Here is a 14,793-nt window from a genome sequence, read left to right as displayed (position 1 = left end):
GGCGCAGATTTAAGCGCAGGCGAATATTCAACTTGGACTTTAGAATAGTTGAAAGGGAGTATTTGCCATGAAACCACGCAAGCTGGTGCTGGCGCCGAAGGCCGCAACGCCGACGCAAAAGCCGATTGGAGGCCTGTGGGTCGACCGCGCGCTCTGCGCGCTCTTGGCGCTGCTGTCGGCCGCTGCGCTGTTCTACGGATTTCGCCTGCGCGACTATGGCCTGGGCGGCTTGGCGATTTCCGGCCTGGTGACCGCCGCCTGCGTGAGCATTGCGCTGTTCGACGACTGCGCGTTCAGGCGGGCGCGGGCGGTTCGGGAGGCAATAAGGCGAGGGTCGCGCTGACGCGCACGCAGTCCTTGATGTGCTGTTCGCCCAAGGCGCGCAAGGCTGCATAGCCGAGCGCGGCGGAAACGATCTGCCCGGCAATCGGCACGTACTTGGCCGCCTGCTTGGCCGTGAGCTTCACGCCGGCGTGCCGGGCGAGCCTGATCAGCAAATCGCGCGTCACGAGCCGGCCGACCAGCAACGCGCCGACCGTGGTGGCTGCCTTCTGGATGCGCTCGCGCTGGTGCGGCGCGAGCTTTTCCACCTGCGTGACCGAAAGGCCGAACTCGGCGCTGATCTGCGGCACCAGCCGCGAGAGCAGGGCCGCATCGGCCGCCCAGTCGATGCCGGGAAGCGGAATGGCACTGGCGGCCGCGGCCATCAGCGCCTTGCGTCCGATCAGCCGGCGGCTGCGGTGGACCGCCGCAATCAGCTTTTCGTCACCCCGGGCCAGTTCGATGGCGGACGGCATGCGGCATGTCTCCTTTGCGGGTTCAGGCCGCCAAGGCCTCGAGCTGGTCCGACAGGGCCAGCCAGCGCTCTTCGAGGCGGCCGATTTCATCGTTGAGGGCTTTCAGCCGCTTGCCCGCATCGGCAATCTCGGCGGGCGGAAGGGGCTGGGCCAGGCGTGCCTCGAGCGCGGTGCGTTCGGTGCCGGCCGCGGCCAGGCGTTCGTCGATTTGCGCGATCTCGCGCTTGATCGGCTTGGCCTGGTCGCTGCGTTGCTGGCGGCCCTGGGCATCCTGCTTGCGCTGCTGCGGGTTCTTGTTCGCGGTCGCGGGTTCGCTGGACGCAGGGGCGGGCGCAGGCACGGCTGCAACTGCAACAGGCGCGGCTGCGTTGGCCGCCTCGCGCACGGCGATCTTGGCTTCTTCGCGCAGCCGCTTGGCTTCGTCGAGCAGGTAGCGCTGGTAGTCGTCGAGGTCGCCGTCGAAGTCGGCGACCACGCCGCGGCCGACGAGCCAGAACTCGTCGCACACCGAGCGCAGCAGCGCACGGTCGTGGCTCACGAGCATCAGCGTGCCTTCGAATTCATTGAGCGCCACGGCCAGGGCCTCGCGCGTGGCAAGGTCCAGGTGGTTGGTGGGCTCGTCGAGCAGCAGCAGGTTGGGCCGCTGCCAGACCATCATCGCGAGCACGAGGCGGGCTTTTTCGCCGCCGCTCATGGTGCCCACGGGCTGCTTCACCATGTCGCCGCTGAAGTTGAAGCTGCCGAGGAAGCCGCGCAGCGCCTGCTCGCCGGTCGCTTCCTTGACGTTGCTGCCCAGCTCGCGCGCCATGCGCACCATGTGTTCGAGCGGGTTGTCCTGCGGTCGCAGAACGTCGAGTTCCTGCTGCGCGAAGTAGCCGATGTTGAGGCCCTTGCCCTCCGTGACTTCGCCGGCCAGCGCGCCCATTTCGCGCGCGATGGTCTTCACCAGCGTCGACTTGCCCTGGCCGTTGGCGCCCAGGATGCCGATGCGTTGGCCCGCCAGCACCGAGCGGCTCACGCCGCGCAGGATGGTCTTGGGTTCTTCGTTCTCGATCTCGTAGCCGAAGCTCGCGTTGCCGATCGAGAGCATCGGGTTCGGGATGTTGCCCGGCTCCTTGAACTCGAAGGTGAAGTCGGCCTCGGCCAGCAGCGGCGCGACCCGTTCCATGCGCTCCAGCGCCTTGACCCGGCTTTGCGCCTGCTTGGCCTTGCTGGCCTTGGCCTTGAAGCGGTCGATGAACTTCTGCAGGTGGGCGATCTTGTCCTGCTGCTTGGAGAACGCGACCTGCTGCTGCTCCATCTGCAGGGCGCGCATGTCTTCGAACTTGCTGTAGTTGCCGCCGTAGCGCGTGAGCTGGGCGTTGGCGATGTGCAGCGTCACGTCGGTCACGGCGTCGAGAAACTCGCGGTCGTGGCTGATGACGATCATGGTGCCGGCGTACTTCTGCAGCCAGGCTTCGAGCCAGACGAGCGCGTCCAGGTCCAGGTGGTTGGTGGGTTCGTCGAGCAGCAGCAGGTCGCTCGGGCACATCAGCGCGCGGGCCAGCTGCAGGCGCATGCGCCAGCCGCCCGAGAAGCTGTTGACCGGCTCGTCGAGCTCGTGCGACTTGAAGCCGAGGCCGAGGACCAGCGCCTGTGCTCGCGGCACGGCGTCGTGCTCGCCGGCATCGGCCAGGTCGGTGTAGGCGTGGGCCAGTTCCATGCCAATGTCCGGGTCATCGGGGTTCTCGGCATAGGCAGCCTCGATGGCCGCGAGCGTGGCGCGCAGTTCGGCGAGTCGGGTGTCGCCGCCGACCACGAAGTCGGTGGCCGATTCCTCGGTTTCTGGCATGTCCTGCGCCACCTGCGCCATGCGCCATTGCTTGGGCACGTAGAAGTCGCCGCCGTCTTCGTGCAGCGAGCCGTTGAAGAGCGCGAACAGGGTCGACTTGCCGGCGCCGTTGCGGCCCACGAGGCCGACCTTTTCCCCGGGGTTGATGGTGACGGTGGCGCCGTCGAGCAGAACCTTGGCGCTGCGGCGAAGAATGACGTTTTTGAGAGTAATCATGAAATAGGAACCGTAGGGGCGATTATCCCGCCCGGCCCGTGGCGGCTTGGCGCGAAGGGGCAAATGGGGACGCCGCCCCGATAAAAGGAGCGCCGCAGCCTTGGCTGCGAGAAAGCGGCGGAAGGGGAGAAAGGACTGGGCGGTCGCAGCTAACGCGCGCCGGCGCCCGCGAGCAGTGCGGTTCGGGTCACGAGCAAGACCTGGTCTTCGCCTGCGGAGGTTTCCAGCCACACGACTTCGAGCTGCGGGAAGGCGGCCTCGAAGTGGTCGCGCTCATTGCCGATTTCAAGCACCAGCACCGCCTGCTCGCTCATGCGGGAAGGCGCATCGGCGAATAACCGGCGGACGAAGTCCATGCCGTCGGCGCCGCCGGCCAGCGCCAGTTCGGGCTCGGCGAGGTATTCGGCGGGCAGCGCGGCCATGCTCGCGCTGTTCACGTAGGGCGGGTTGCACAGCACCAGGTCGTAGGGGCCGGGCAGGTTGGCCAGGCCGTCGGATTCGATGAGCCTGACGCGGGCGTCCAGCTGGTGCCGGGTGACGTTGATCGCGGCCACCTCGAGCGCCGGGGTCGACAGATCGGCGGCATCCACCGTGATGTCCGGATAGGTCATGGCCGCGAGCACGGCGAGGCTGCCATTGCCGGTGCACAGGTCGAGCACGCGCTGCGTGTGCTCGCCGAGCCAGTAGTCGATGCTGCCGTCGGCAATCAGCTCGGCGATGAAACTGCGCGGCACGATGGCGCGCTCGTCCACGTAGAACGGCACGCCCTGCAGCCAGGCTTCCTTGGTGAGATACGCCGCAGGCTTGCGGGTGGCGATGCGCTCGTCCAGCAGTGCTGCGACCTTGTCGGCGTCGGCCGGCGAAACGGGTGTATCGGCCGCCGCATCGATGTCGTCGAGCGGCAGCTTCAGGCGCCACAGCACGAGCCATGCCGCTTCGTCGAACGCGTTGGCGGTGCCGTGGCCGAACGCGACGCCGGCTTCTTCCAGCCGCTTGGCGCCGGCTTCGATCAGTTCGATGACCGTGCTCATTGAATAACCTCCGCGCTTCGCGCTGCGGTGCGAGCTTGCTTGGGGCGGCCCGGCGCGGCGCTCATCGGGCCAGCGACGCTTCGAGCCGCTCCAGCGTGCGCTTGTAGATGTTCTTCAGCGTCTCGATCTCGGCCACGTCGATGTGTTCGTCGATCTTGTGGATGCTGGCGTTGACCGGGCCGAGCTCGACCACCTGCTTGCAGATCTTGGCGATGAAGCGCGCGTCGCTGGTGCCGCCGCTGGTCGAGAGCTCGGTGGCGATGCCGGTTTCATCGGCAATGGCCGCCTGCACCGACGCCACCAGTTCGCCCGGTGTCGTGAGAAAGGGCAGGCCGCCGATGGTCCAGGCCAGCGAGTAGTCGACGCCGTGTGCATCGAGCACCGCATGCACGCGCTTTTGCAATGACTCGGGCGTCGATTCGGTTGAGAAGCGGAAGTTGAAATCGATGACCGCGCTACCCGGAATCACGTTGCTCGCGCCGGTGCCCGAGTGAAAATTGCTGATCTGCCAGCTGGTCGGCTGGAACCAGGCACTGCCCGCGTCCCAGCCGCCGGCCGCGTTGATGGTCACGAGTTCGGCCAGCGCAGGCGCCACCGAGTGCACGGGGTTGTTGGCGAGGTGCGGATAGGCGATGTGCCCTTGCACGCCGTTGACCGTGAGCTTGCCGCTCATGGTGCCGCGGCGGCCGTTCTTGATCATGTCGCCGCAGCGCTGGACGGCGGTGGGCTCGCCGACGATGCAATAGTCGATGACTTCGCCGCGCGCGGCCAGTGCGTTGCAGACGATGACGGTGCCGTCGACACCCGGGCCTTCTTCATCGCTGGTGAGCAGCAGCGCGAGCGTGAGCTTCGGGTCGGGCGTGGCCTTGAGGAACTCTTCGATCGACACCACGAAGGCGGCAACCGAGGCCTTCATGTCGCACGCGCCGCGGCCGTAGAGCTTGCCGCCCCGGTGCGTGGGCGTGAACGGATGGCTGGTCCATTGCTCGATCGGGCCGGTGGGCACCACGTCGGTGTGGCCTGCAAACACCAGCGTCTTGGTTGCCGCGGCGCCTGCGGGGCGGCGCACCGCCCACAGGTTGGTCACACGAAAGTCGTCCGGACCGCTCTCGATGGTTTCGAGCGTGAAGCCCAGTGGCGCCAGCCGTTCGCCGATGATCTGCTGGCAACCCGCGTCCTCGGGAGTGACGGAGGGGCGCGAGATGAGTTGTTCGGCGAGCTGGAGCGTACGGGACATCAGATAAAAAGCCAGGGGGCTGGGTCGGTCAGAACTTCACGTCGAGCGTGATGTCGGTGAAGGTGGGCTCGTCGACCTGGTCCGTCAGGTGGCGGTCGTCCACCTTCGGCTTGGGCGCGGCGCGGTTTTGCAGCCGCCACATCAGGTTGGTCGGCGAGTCGGACTGGGCCAAGCCTTCTTCGCGCGTCACGCGCTCTTCGGTGATGAGCCGGGCAATGTCTTCCTCGAAGGTCTGCGAGCCTTCGGCCATCGACTGCTCCATGGCTTCCTTGACCGCGGAGAAATCGCCTTTTTCGATCAGCTCGGCCACCAGGGCCGTGTTGAGCATGACCTCGAGCGCCGGCACGCGGCCGCCGGTGGGCGTGCGCAGCAGCCGCTGCGACACGACGGCGCGCAGGGCCGAGCCCAGGTCGCCCAGCAGCGTGGGGCGCACCTCGACCGGGAAGAAGCTCAGGATGCGGTTGAGCGCGCGGTAGCTGTTGTTGGCATGCAGCGTGGCGACGCACAGGTGGCCCGATTGCGCATAGGCAATGGCCGCGGTCATGGTTTCGCGGTCGCGGATTTCGCCGATCTGGATCACGTCGGGCGCCTGGCGCAGCGCGTTCTTGAGCGCAACCTGCAGCGACTCGGTGTCGCTGCCCACGTCGCGCTGGTTCACCAGCGACTTCTTGTTGGTGTAGGTGAACTCGATGGGTTCTTCCACCGTGAGGATGTGGCCCGTGGCGTGCTCGTTGCGGTAGTCGAGCATCGAAGCCAGCGTGGTGGTCTTGCCCGCGCCGGTGGCGCCGACCATCAGGATCAGGCCGCGCTTCTCCATGATCAGCGTCTTGAGAATGTCGGGCAGGTTCAGGTCGGCAAAGCTCGGAATGGTCGAGGCGATGTGCCGCACCACCACCGCATAGCTGCCGCGCTGGCGCATGGCGCTGATGCGGTAGTTGCCGGCGCCCTCGAGCATCACGGCCATGTTGAGTTCGCCCGTTCTTTCCAGTTCCTGGATGCGGGCTTCGGGCACCACTTCGGCCAGCAGCGCGAGCGGCGCGGTGGCGGGAAGCACCTGCGCGTTGATCGGCACGCAGGTGCCGTTCATGCGGATCAGCACCGGGGAGTGGGCCGAGAGGTAGATGTCGGAGGCCTTGCGCTCGGCCATCAAACGAAGAATTCGCTCCATCATGTTCATCGGTCTCTCTCCTCGGGTGCTGTTGTTTTCTAACGGGACAAAGGCAGGGGCCTGTCGATCAGTCGCGCAGCAGGTCGTTCAGGCTGGTCTTGGAGCGCGTTTGCGCATCGACCGTCTTGACGATGATCGCCGCGTAGGTGCTGTAGTCCTGGCCCGACTTGGTCTTCTTGGGCAGGTTGCCGCTGATGACGACACTGCCGGACGGCACGCGGCCGAACAAGGTCTCTCCGGTGTCGCGGTTGAAGATCGGGGTGCTCTGGCCGATGTACACGCCCATGCCGAGCACGGAGTTTTCCTCGATCACCACGCCTTCGACCACTTCCGAGCGGGCGCCGATGAAGCAGTTGTCTTCGATGATGGTCGGGCCGGCCTGCAGCGGCTCGAGCACGCCGCCGATGCCGACGCCGCCCGAGAGGTGCACGTTGGCGCCGATCTGCGCGCACGAACCCACGGTGGCCCAGGTGTCGACCATGGTGCCTTCGCCCACATAGGCGCCGATGTTCACGTAGGAGGGCATGAGGATCGCGCCCTTGGCGATGTAGCTGCCGCGGCGTGCGACGGCCGGGGGCACGATGCGAACGCCCGATTCCTTCAGCTCGCCGGCCGACAGGTGCGAGAACTTGGTCGGCACCTTGTCATAGAAGCCCAGCGAGCCGGCCTGGATCTGCTCGTTGTCCTTCAGGCGGAACGACAGCAGCACGGCCTTCTTGATCCACTGGTGCACCGTCCACTTGCCGACGCTTTCGCGCGTGGCAACGCGCAGCTTGCCGTTGTTGAGTTCGGAAATCACATGCTCGACGGCGTCGCGCACTTCGGCCGAGGCGGCGGTGGGCGAGACATTGGCGCGGTCTTCCCACGCGGCGTCGATGATCTGTTGCAGTTGCTGGGTCATGGAGAGAGTCTCGGGTAAAAAATAGGGGCCGGAAAAGCAGCGGTTCAGCGCTGGCCTTTTGCGCCGGATCGGACGAAGCGGACGATGCGTTCGGCGGCTTCCACGCATTCGGCCGTTTCGGCCACCAGCGCCATGCGAATCCGTCCGCGGCCGGGGTTGGGGCTGTGCGCCGTGTCGCGCGCCAGATAGCTCCCCGGCAAAACCGTAACATTGTATTGAGCGTAGAGCGCGCGGGCGAAGGATTCGTCGTCGCCAGCCCACACTTCGGGCACCCCCGCCCAGAGGTAGAAGCTGGCATCGGGCAGGCGCACGTCGAGCACCGGTTCGAGCAGGGGCGTCACGGCGGCGAACTTGGCGCGGTACTTGGCGCGGTTCTCGATCACGTGGGTTTCATCGCCCCAGGCCGCGATGCTGGCGGCGGCCACGGTGCCGCTCATGGCGCTGCCGTGGTAGGTGCGGTAGAGCAGAAAGCTCTTGATGATGGCGGCGTCGCCCGCCACGAAACCGCTGCGCAGGCCCGGCACATTGCTGCGCTTGGACAGCGAGGTGAGCGCAATCAGGTTCCTGAAGTCGCTTCGGCCCAGCTTGGCGGCGGCTTCCAGCCCGCTGAGCGGAGGCTCCTCGCGGAAGTAGATCTCGCTGTAGCACTCGTCGGCCGCAATCACGAAACCGAAGCGATCGGACAACGCAAAGAGTTTCTTCCATTCGTCCTGCGCCATCACGGCGCCGGTCGGGTTGCCGGGCGAGCAGACGAACACCAGTTGCGTGCGTTCCCAGACGGCCTTTGGCACGCTGTCCCAGTCGACCGCGAAATTGCGCGACGGCACGCTCGGCACGTAGTACGGCTCGGCGCCCGAGAGCAGGGCCGCGCCTTCGTAGATTTGATAGAACGGATTGGGCGAAACCACGATCGGCGCGGGGGATTTGCTGGCGTCGACCACCGTTTGCGCCAATGAGAACAGCGCCTCGCGCGAGCCGTTGACCGGCAGCACCTGCGTGGCCGGATCCAGTCGCAGTGCGTAGCGGCGCTGCAGCCAATCGGTAAAAGCGGTGCGCAGCTTCAGGTTGCCGGCCGTGGCGGGGTAGGCCGCCAGCGTGGCCATGCTGGCCGCCAGCGCCTCCTTGATGAACTCGGGCGTGGCGTGCTTGGGCTCGCCGATGCCCAGGCTGACGGGCGCGAAATCGGGGTTGGGCGTGACGCCCTCGAACAAGAGCCGCAGCCGCTCGAAGGGGTAGGGCTGAAGCTTGGAAAGCAGGGGATTCATGGAGAGCGATTATCGGCGACAGGTCGCCGGCCGCTCAGGTCCCGCTGCGCCGGTAGAACGCCAGCGAGCCGGCCAGCGCCAGCAGCATCGCGCCGCAGGTGCGGTCGATCCAGCGGGCGGCGGCGGCTGTCAGCAGTCGCATTGCCCGCGCGCCGACGAAGGCATAGACCAGCATGACGGCTGCATCGAGCGACGCGAACAGCACGGAGATGATGGCGTACTGCATGCCTTGGGCGGCCGCCGGGTCGATGAACTGCGGCATCAGCGCCGAGCAGAACAGGTAGCCCTTGGGGTTGGTCACCGCGACCAGGAACGACTTGAGAAAAACCTTGCGGCCTTCCTTGGGCATGCCCGCAACGGGCTCGCCAGCATCGGCGCGCGGCGCGTCGAAGCTGCCGCCCTTGGAGCGCAGCATGCGAATGCCCAGCCAGGCGAGGTACACGGCGCCCACCCACTTGAGCATGGAGAACCAGAACTCCGAGGCGGCCAGCAGCGCGCCCAGGCCCAGCGCCACCGCGCCGACCAGCACGAAGTCGGACAGCACGGCCCCCAGGATGCCCGGCAGCGCACCGCGCACGCCGCGTCGCGAGCCGTTGCTCAGTGCCAGCAGCACGGTTGGCCCGGGCGTGGCGATGGCGGCCAGCGCCACGATGGAGAACAGCAGGGCGGTGGCGAGCGTCATGGCGGCGGGCTTCCTTATAGGGTCAGGGGTTCAGATTTTCTTGACCAGCACCTGGCTCTTGCGGTCCCAGTTGTACTTGCGCTTGCGGGCTTCGGGCAGCCAGTCGGGGTTGACCTGCTGGAAGCCGCGCTTGAGGAACCAGTGCATGGTGCGCGTGGTGAGCACGAAGATGCTTTCGAGCCCCATCGCCTTGGCGCGGTGCTCGATGCGCTTGAGGATGCGCTCGCCGTCGCCTTGCGATTGCGACTGGGGCGAGACGGTCAGCGCGGCCATCTCGGCGGTCTTTGCCTCGGGGTAGGGGTAGAGCGCCGCGCAGCCGAAGATCACGCCGTCATGCTCGATGACCGTGTAGTGGCCCACGTCGCGCTCGATTTCGGTGCGGTCGCGCTTCACCAGCGTGCCGTCGCGCTCGAACGGCTCGATCAGCTGCAGGATGCCGCCGATGTCGTCGACCGTGGCTTCACGCAGGCTTTCGAGCTTCTCGTCGATCACCATGGTGCCGACGCCGTCGTGCACATACACCTCGAGCAGCAGCGCGCCGTCCAGAGCAAACGGCAGGATGTGGTTGCGCTCCACGCCGCCCTTGCAGGCTTTGACGCAGTGCTGCAGGTAAAAGGCCGTGTCGGTCGGCCGCTGCGGCGCCGGCAGCGACGCCAGCAGCTTCTCGGCCGCGGCGAGCGGCAGCTCGGTATCGATGGGGTTGTCTTCGCTCTCGGGCAGCTCGCTGTCGATGCGGATGCCCGGAATTTCCGTCAGGAAGATCAGCTTGTCGGCCTGGATCGAAATGGCCACGCTGGTGGCGACTTCTTCCATCGTCAGGTTGAAGGCCTCGCCGGTGGGCGAGAAGCCGAACGGCGACATCAGCACCATGGCACCGAAATCGAGCGTGCGGCGGATGCCCACCGCATCGACCTTGCGCACCAGGCCCGAATGCTTGAAGTCCACGCCGTCGACCACGCCGATGGGCCGCGCCGTGATGAAGTTGCCCGAAATCACGCGCACCGTCGAACCGGCCATCGGCGTGTTCGGCAGGCCCTGGCTGAAGGCCGCTTCGATCTCGTAGCGCAGCTGGCCGGCGGCTTCCTGGGCCGAATCGAGCGCCACCTCGTCGGTGATGCGGATGCCGTGCGAATAGCGCGCCTCGTGCCCCTTGGCGGCGAGCTGCTCGTTGACCTGCGGGCGGAAGCCGTGCACCAGCACGATCTTGACGCCCATGCTCTGGATCAGCGCCAGGTCTTGCGCAATGTTCTGCAGCTTGCCCGCCGCGATCGCCTCACCCGCCAGCGCGACCACGAAAGTCTTGCCACGGTGCGTGTGGATGTAGGGCGCGACCGAGCGGAACCAGGGCACGAAGGTGAAGTTGAAAACGGTGGACATGGGGCGTGATTGTGCATTCTTGAGGGACGATTCGTGCGGGTCGGGCCATCGTGATCTCGGGGCGGCGGCCTGCGCAGGCCGATGTTGCGGTTGTTGCCGGCGCCGTTGGCACCAACAGTGCGGCGCGTCGATAATCGACGGTTTGCCTGCCGCGCCTTCCCGAACAGCTTTTCCCTTGACGACCACGACACCTTCCGCTCCCTTGCGCATCGACTTTCCCGAATCGCTCCCCGTCTCCGGCCGGCGCGACGAAATCATGGCCGCCATCGAGGCGCACCAGGTGGTGATCGTCTGCGGCGAAACGGGCTCGGGCAAGACCACCCAGCTGCCGAAGATCGCGCTCGCGCTCGGCCGCGGCAAGCTCAATGCGCCGCCGGGCAAGGGCCGGCTCATCGGGCATACGCAGCCGCGGCGCATTGCCGCAAGCTCGGTGGCCAAGCGCATCGCCGAAGAATTGAAAACGCCGCTGGGCGACGTGGTCGGCTTCAAGGTGCGCTTCCAGGACCGGCTGAGCCGCGACGCCTCGGTCAAGCTCATGACCGACGGCATCCTGCTGGCCGAGACGCAGACCGATCCGCTGCTCAAGGCCTACGACACGCTGATCATCGACGAGGCGCACGAGCGCTCGCTGAACATCGACTTCCTGCTGGGCTACCTGCGCGAGATTCTTCCGCGCCGGCCCGACCTGAAGGTCATCGTGACCTCGGCCACCATCGACGCCGAGCGCTTTGCGCAGCACTTTGCCTCGGCCAAGGGGCCGGCGCCGACCATCATGGTGTCGGGCCGCACCTTTCCGGTCGAGCAGCGCTACCGACCCTTCGAGGAGTCGCGCGAGCACGACCTGAACGACGCGATTGCAGATGGCGTCGACGAGCTCTGGCGCGATCCGCACAACGCGGGCGACATCCTCGTGTTCCTGCCCGGCGAGCGCGAGATCCGGGAGGCGGCCGACCACCTGCGCCGCCACCTGAGCCACCAGCCGCTGCTGCGCAATGCCGAGGTGCTGCCGCTGTTCGCGCGGCTGTCGGGCCCCGAGCAGGACCGCATCTTCGACAGCCACACGGGCCGGCGCATTGTGCTGGCCACCAACGTGGCGGAAACCTCGCTCACGGTGCCGGGCATCCGCTACGTGATCGACACCGGCACCGCGCGCGTCAAGCGCTACAGCTTCCGCAGCAAGGTCGAGCAGCTGCTGGTCGAGCCGATCAGCCAGGCCGCGGCCAACCAGCGCGCGGGCCGTTGCGGCCGCGTGGCCAACGGCATCTGCATCCGGCTCTACGACGAGAAGGATTTCGACGGCCGGCCGCGGTTTACCGACCCCGAAATCCTGCGGTCGTCGCTCGCTGGTGTGATCCTGCGCATGAAGTCGCTGCGCCTGGGCGACGTGGCTCAGTTTCCATTTCTCGAGGCGCCTTCGCCGCGCGCGATTGCCGACGGTTACCAGCTGCTCAACGAGCTGGGCGCGGTCGACGATGCCAACGAGCTCACGGCCACCGGCGCCGAGCTCGCCAAGCTGCCGCTCGATCCGCGCGTGGGCCGGATGATTCTGGAGGCTCGCACACGCGGCGCGCTCGAAGAAGTGCTGGTCATCGCCTCGGCGCTCAGCGTGCAGGACGTGCGCGACCGGCCGATGGATGCGCAGCAGCAGGCCGACCAGGCGCATTCGAAATTCGACGACGACAAGAGCGAATTCAGCGGCTACCTGCGGCTGTGGAAATGGATCGCCGATGCGCGTGGCGGCCATGGCGACACGCACAAGCTCAGCAACCGCCAGTACGAGCAGCTGCTGCGCCAGAACTTCATCAACATTCGTCGCGTGCGCGAATGGCGCGACATCCATTCGCAGTTGCTCACGGTCGTGACCGAGCACAAGTGGCGCATCAACGCGGAGCCTGCAGGCTATGAGCCGCTGCACCTGTCGATGCTCGCGGGCCTGCTCGGCAACGTGGGCTGGAAGCTCGAGGACGACGAGGCGTACCTCGGTGCACGCGGCATCAAGTTCTACAAGCATCCGGGCGCGCACCTGAAGAAGAAGCCGGGCCGCTGGATCGTTGCGGCCGAATTGGTCGAAACCACGCGGCTCTTCGGCCGCGGCATTGCGAACATCGAGCCGCAGTGGCTCGAACAGGTGGCCGGCCACCTGCTGAAGAAGCAGCTGCTCGATCCGCACTGGGAGAAGAAGGGCGCTCAGGTTTCGGCGCTGGAGCGCGCCACGCTCTACGGCCTCGTGGTCTACAGCGGCCGCCGCGTCGATTTCACCAAGGTCGATCCGGTCGCGGCGCGCGAGATCTTCATTCGCGAGGCGCTGGTGGCCGGACAGTGGGAAAGCAAGTTCCCCTTCCTCACGGCCAACCGCAAGCTGGTGCGCGAGGTCGAAGGGCTGGAGCACAAGGCGCGCCGGCAGGACGTGCTGGTCGATGAAGAACTGATCTTCGCGTTCTACGACGCGCAGCTGCCCGCCGATGTAGCGAGCGGCATCACCTTCGAGAACTGGTACCGCCATGCGTCCAGGGAGCAGCCGCGCCTGCTCTTCCTGACGCGCGAGGAGCTCATGCGCCACCAGGCGGCGGGCATCACCACGCAGTCCTTTCCCGCCACGCTGAAGCTTGGCGGCGTCGATTGCGCGGCGAGCTATCTGCACGAGCCGGGCGACGCGAAGGACGGCCTCACGGTCAGCGTGCCGCTCTTCGTGCTCAACCAGGTGAGCGAGGAGCGCTGCGAATGGCTGGTGACGGGCATGCTGAAGGACAAGATCCAGGCGCTGCTCAAGAGCCTGCCGCAGCGTCCGCGCTCGCGGCTGGTGCCGCTGCCCGAATCGGCCGCGAAGCTGGCCGAGGAACTCTCGGCGCCCGAGATGTTCGGCCACGGCTCGCTGACCGACGTGCTGCTCAAGCGCGTGCGCGATGCGACGAGCATCGACGTCAAGCGCGCCGACTTCAAGCTCGACATGCTGCCGCCGCACCTGTTCATGAACCTGCGCATCGTGGATGAACACGGCCGTCAGCTCGGCATGGGACGCAACCTGGGCGCGCTCAAGGCAGAGTTGGGTGCGCAGGCGCGGGGCGCTTTCCAGGCGCTGGCGGGTCTCAACGTCAAGGCTTCCGCGGAGCGAAAACCGGCGGACGGCAGCGACGGGCGCGTGCAAGCCACGGGCACCGCCGCAGCGCCAGCCGCCGCCGCGCCGAGCCTGCCCGCAGGCCAGCGCTACACGAACTGGAGCTTCGGCGAACTGCCCGAGCTGATGGAAGTGCGCCGCGGATCGCAGTCGCTGATCGGCTTTCCGGCGCTGCGCGACGAGGGCGACGCGGTCACCATCGAGGTGTTCGATGAACCCGCGGTGGCGGCCGCCAAGCACCGCGCCGGCCTGCGCCGGCTGTTCGCACTGCAGCTGAAAGACGCGCTCAAGTACCTCGAGAAGAACATCCCCGATCTGCAGAAGATGGCGGTGGCCTACATGCCGCTGGGCACGTCCGAAGAGTTGCGCACGCAGATCATCGACGTGGCGATCGACCGGGCCTTTCTTCAGGAGCCTTTGCCCACCGACGAGTTCGCCTTCAAGCGCCGGCTTGAAGAAGGGCGCGGCCGGCTCACGCTGATTGCGAACGAGGTCGCCCGCCTGGCTTCGTCCATCTTGGTCGAGTACGCGGCCGCCGCGCGCAAGATCAAGGACACGAAGATCCACCCCGAGGCCGTGCAGGATGCCGCGCAGCAGTTGCAGCGCCTCGTCGGCAAGCGCTTCATTGCCGATGCGCCGTGGACGCAGCTGCAGCATTTCGCGCGCTATCTCAAGGCGATCGTGCTGCGGCTCGACAAGCTGCGCGCCGACCCCGCGCGCGATACCGCCAAGCTGGCCGAACTCCGGCCGCAGGAGCAACGCTATTGGCGGCTGGCGGCGGAACGCAAAGGCGTGGTGGACGACCGCATGCTCGAATTCCGCTGGCTGCTGGAGGAGCTTCGCGTGAGCTTTTTCGCGCAGGAACTGCGCACGCCGCAGCCGGTCAGCATCAAGCGGCTGGACAAGGCCTGGGCCCAGCTGCAGGCCTGAGCGGCAGGGCGGCAAAAAAAGAAGCCCGCTTGCGCGGGCTCCTTTCAGGTGCGGGAAATCCGCGGGAGCGTCATATGCGTCCCATGAGCACCAGGATGACCACGATCACCAGGACAAGGCCCAGGCCGCCGCTTGGCCCGTAGCCCCAGCTGCGGCTGTAGCCCCAGCTCGGCAGCGCGCCGATCAGCAGCAGGATCAGAATGATCAGCAGAATGAACGAGAGGGACATGCTTTTCTCCTGGA

Annotated in this window: 12 protein-coding genes; 2 read left to right on the top strand and 10 right to left on the bottom strand. The window is 66.8% G+C overall.

Annotated features, from left to right (window positions below):
* The first annotated feature begins 67 nt into the window (after nucleotides 1-67).
* A complete protein-coding gene (locus QFZ42_RS12455; RefSeq protein ID WP_307701248.1) occupies nucleotides 68-343 on the top strand; it encodes a hypothetical protein in 276 nt (91 codons plus the stop codon).
* Here the strand turns inward: QFZ42_RS12455 and QFZ42_RS12450 are convergent.
* The 9 genes from QFZ42_RS12450 to argA all read right to left on the bottom strand — a co-directional run bounded on the left by QFZ42_RS12450 (nucleotide 294) and on the right by argA (nucleotide 10,505).
* Complete coding sequence (locus QFZ42_RS12450) at nucleotides 294-797, bottom strand: hypothetical protein (protein ID WP_307701247.1); 504 nt, start codon at nucleotides 795-797, stop codon at nucleotides 294-296. The genes QFZ42_RS12455 and QFZ42_RS12450 overlap by 50 nt on opposite strands.
* A 22-nt stretch (nucleotides 798-819) precedes the next feature.
* Nucleotides 820-2,844, bottom strand: a complete 2,025-nt coding sequence (locus QFZ42_RS12445; protein ID WP_307701246.1) for an ABC-F family ATP-binding cassette domain-containing protein — start codon at nucleotides 2,842-2,844, stop codon at nucleotides 820-822.
* 149 nt (nucleotides 2,845-2,993) lie between these two features.
* Nucleotides 2,994-3,875, bottom strand: a complete 882-nt coding sequence (gene prmB / locus QFZ42_RS12440) for a 50S ribosomal protein L3 N(5)-glutamine methyltransferase (protein ID WP_307701245.1) — start codon at nucleotides 3,873-3,875, stop codon at nucleotides 2,994-2,996.
* 61 nt (nucleotides 3,876-3,936) lie between these two features.
* A complete protein-coding gene (gene dapE / locus QFZ42_RS12435; protein WP_307701244.1) occupies nucleotides 3,937-5,112 on the bottom strand; it encodes a succinyl-diaminopimelate desuccinylase in 1,176 nt (391 codons plus the stop codon).
* 28 nt (nucleotides 5,113-5,140) lie between these two features.
* Nucleotides 5,141-6,289 carry a PilT/PilU family type 4a pilus ATPase gene (locus QFZ42_RS12430; RefSeq protein ID WP_307701243.1) on the bottom strand — a complete coding sequence of 383 codons (1,149 nt, stop codon included), beginning with the start codon at nucleotides 6,287-6,289 and terminating at the stop codon, nucleotides 5,141-5,143.
* Nucleotides 6,290-6,347: 58 nt separating this feature from the next.
* Entirely contained in the window at nucleotides 6,348-7,181 is an 834-nt protein-coding gene (gene dapD / locus QFZ42_RS12425) for a 2,3,4,5-tetrahydropyridine-2,6-dicarboxylate N-succinyltransferase (RefSeq protein ID WP_307701242.1), read from the bottom strand.
* 44 nt (nucleotides 7,182-7,225) lie between these two features.
* Entirely contained in the window at nucleotides 7,226-8,446 is a 1,221-nt protein-coding gene (dapC, locus tag QFZ42_RS12420) for a succinyldiaminopimelate transaminase (protein WP_307701241.1), read from the bottom strand.
* 34 nt (nucleotides 8,447-8,480) lie between these two features.
* Nucleotides 8,481-9,128, bottom strand: coding sequence for a LysE family translocator (locus QFZ42_RS12415; protein WP_307701240.1), 648 nt, complete (start codon nucleotides 9,126-9,128; stop codon nucleotides 8,481-8,483).
* Between the two features lie 30 nt (nucleotides 9,129-9,158).
* Complete coding sequence (gene argA, locus QFZ42_RS12410; protein ID WP_307701239.1) at nucleotides 9,159-10,505, bottom strand: amino-acid N-acetyltransferase; 1,347 nt, start codon at nucleotides 10,503-10,505, stop codon at nucleotides 9,159-9,161.
* Nucleotides 10,506-10,761: 256 nt separating this feature from the next.
* Here argA and hrpA point away from each other — a divergent pair, with 256 nt between their 5' ends.
* Nucleotides 10,762-14,550, top strand: a complete 3,789-nt coding sequence (hrpA, locus tag QFZ42_RS12405; protein WP_373423387.1) for an ATP-dependent RNA helicase HrpA — start codon at nucleotides 10,762-10,764, stop codon at nucleotides 14,548-14,550.
* 70 nt (nucleotides 14,551-14,620) lie between these two features.
* Here the strand turns inward: hrpA and QFZ42_RS12400 are convergent, their stop codons facing one another.
* The gene (locus tag QFZ42_RS12400) at nucleotides 14,621-14,779 is read right to left on the bottom strand and encodes a DUF3309 family protein (protein WP_007832302.1); all 159 of its coding nucleotides are present in this window, start codon (nucleotides 14,777-14,779) and stop codon (nucleotides 14,621-14,623) included.
* Nucleotides 14,780-14,793: the final 14 nt, after the last annotated feature.

This window comes from Variovorax paradoxus (genome assembly GCF_030815855.1).
GTDB lineage: Bacteria > Pseudomonadota > Gammaproteobacteria > Burkholderiales > Burkholderiaceae_C > Variovorax > Variovorax paradoxus_M.
This window is presented reverse-complemented; position numbering and strand designations above follow the sequence as displayed.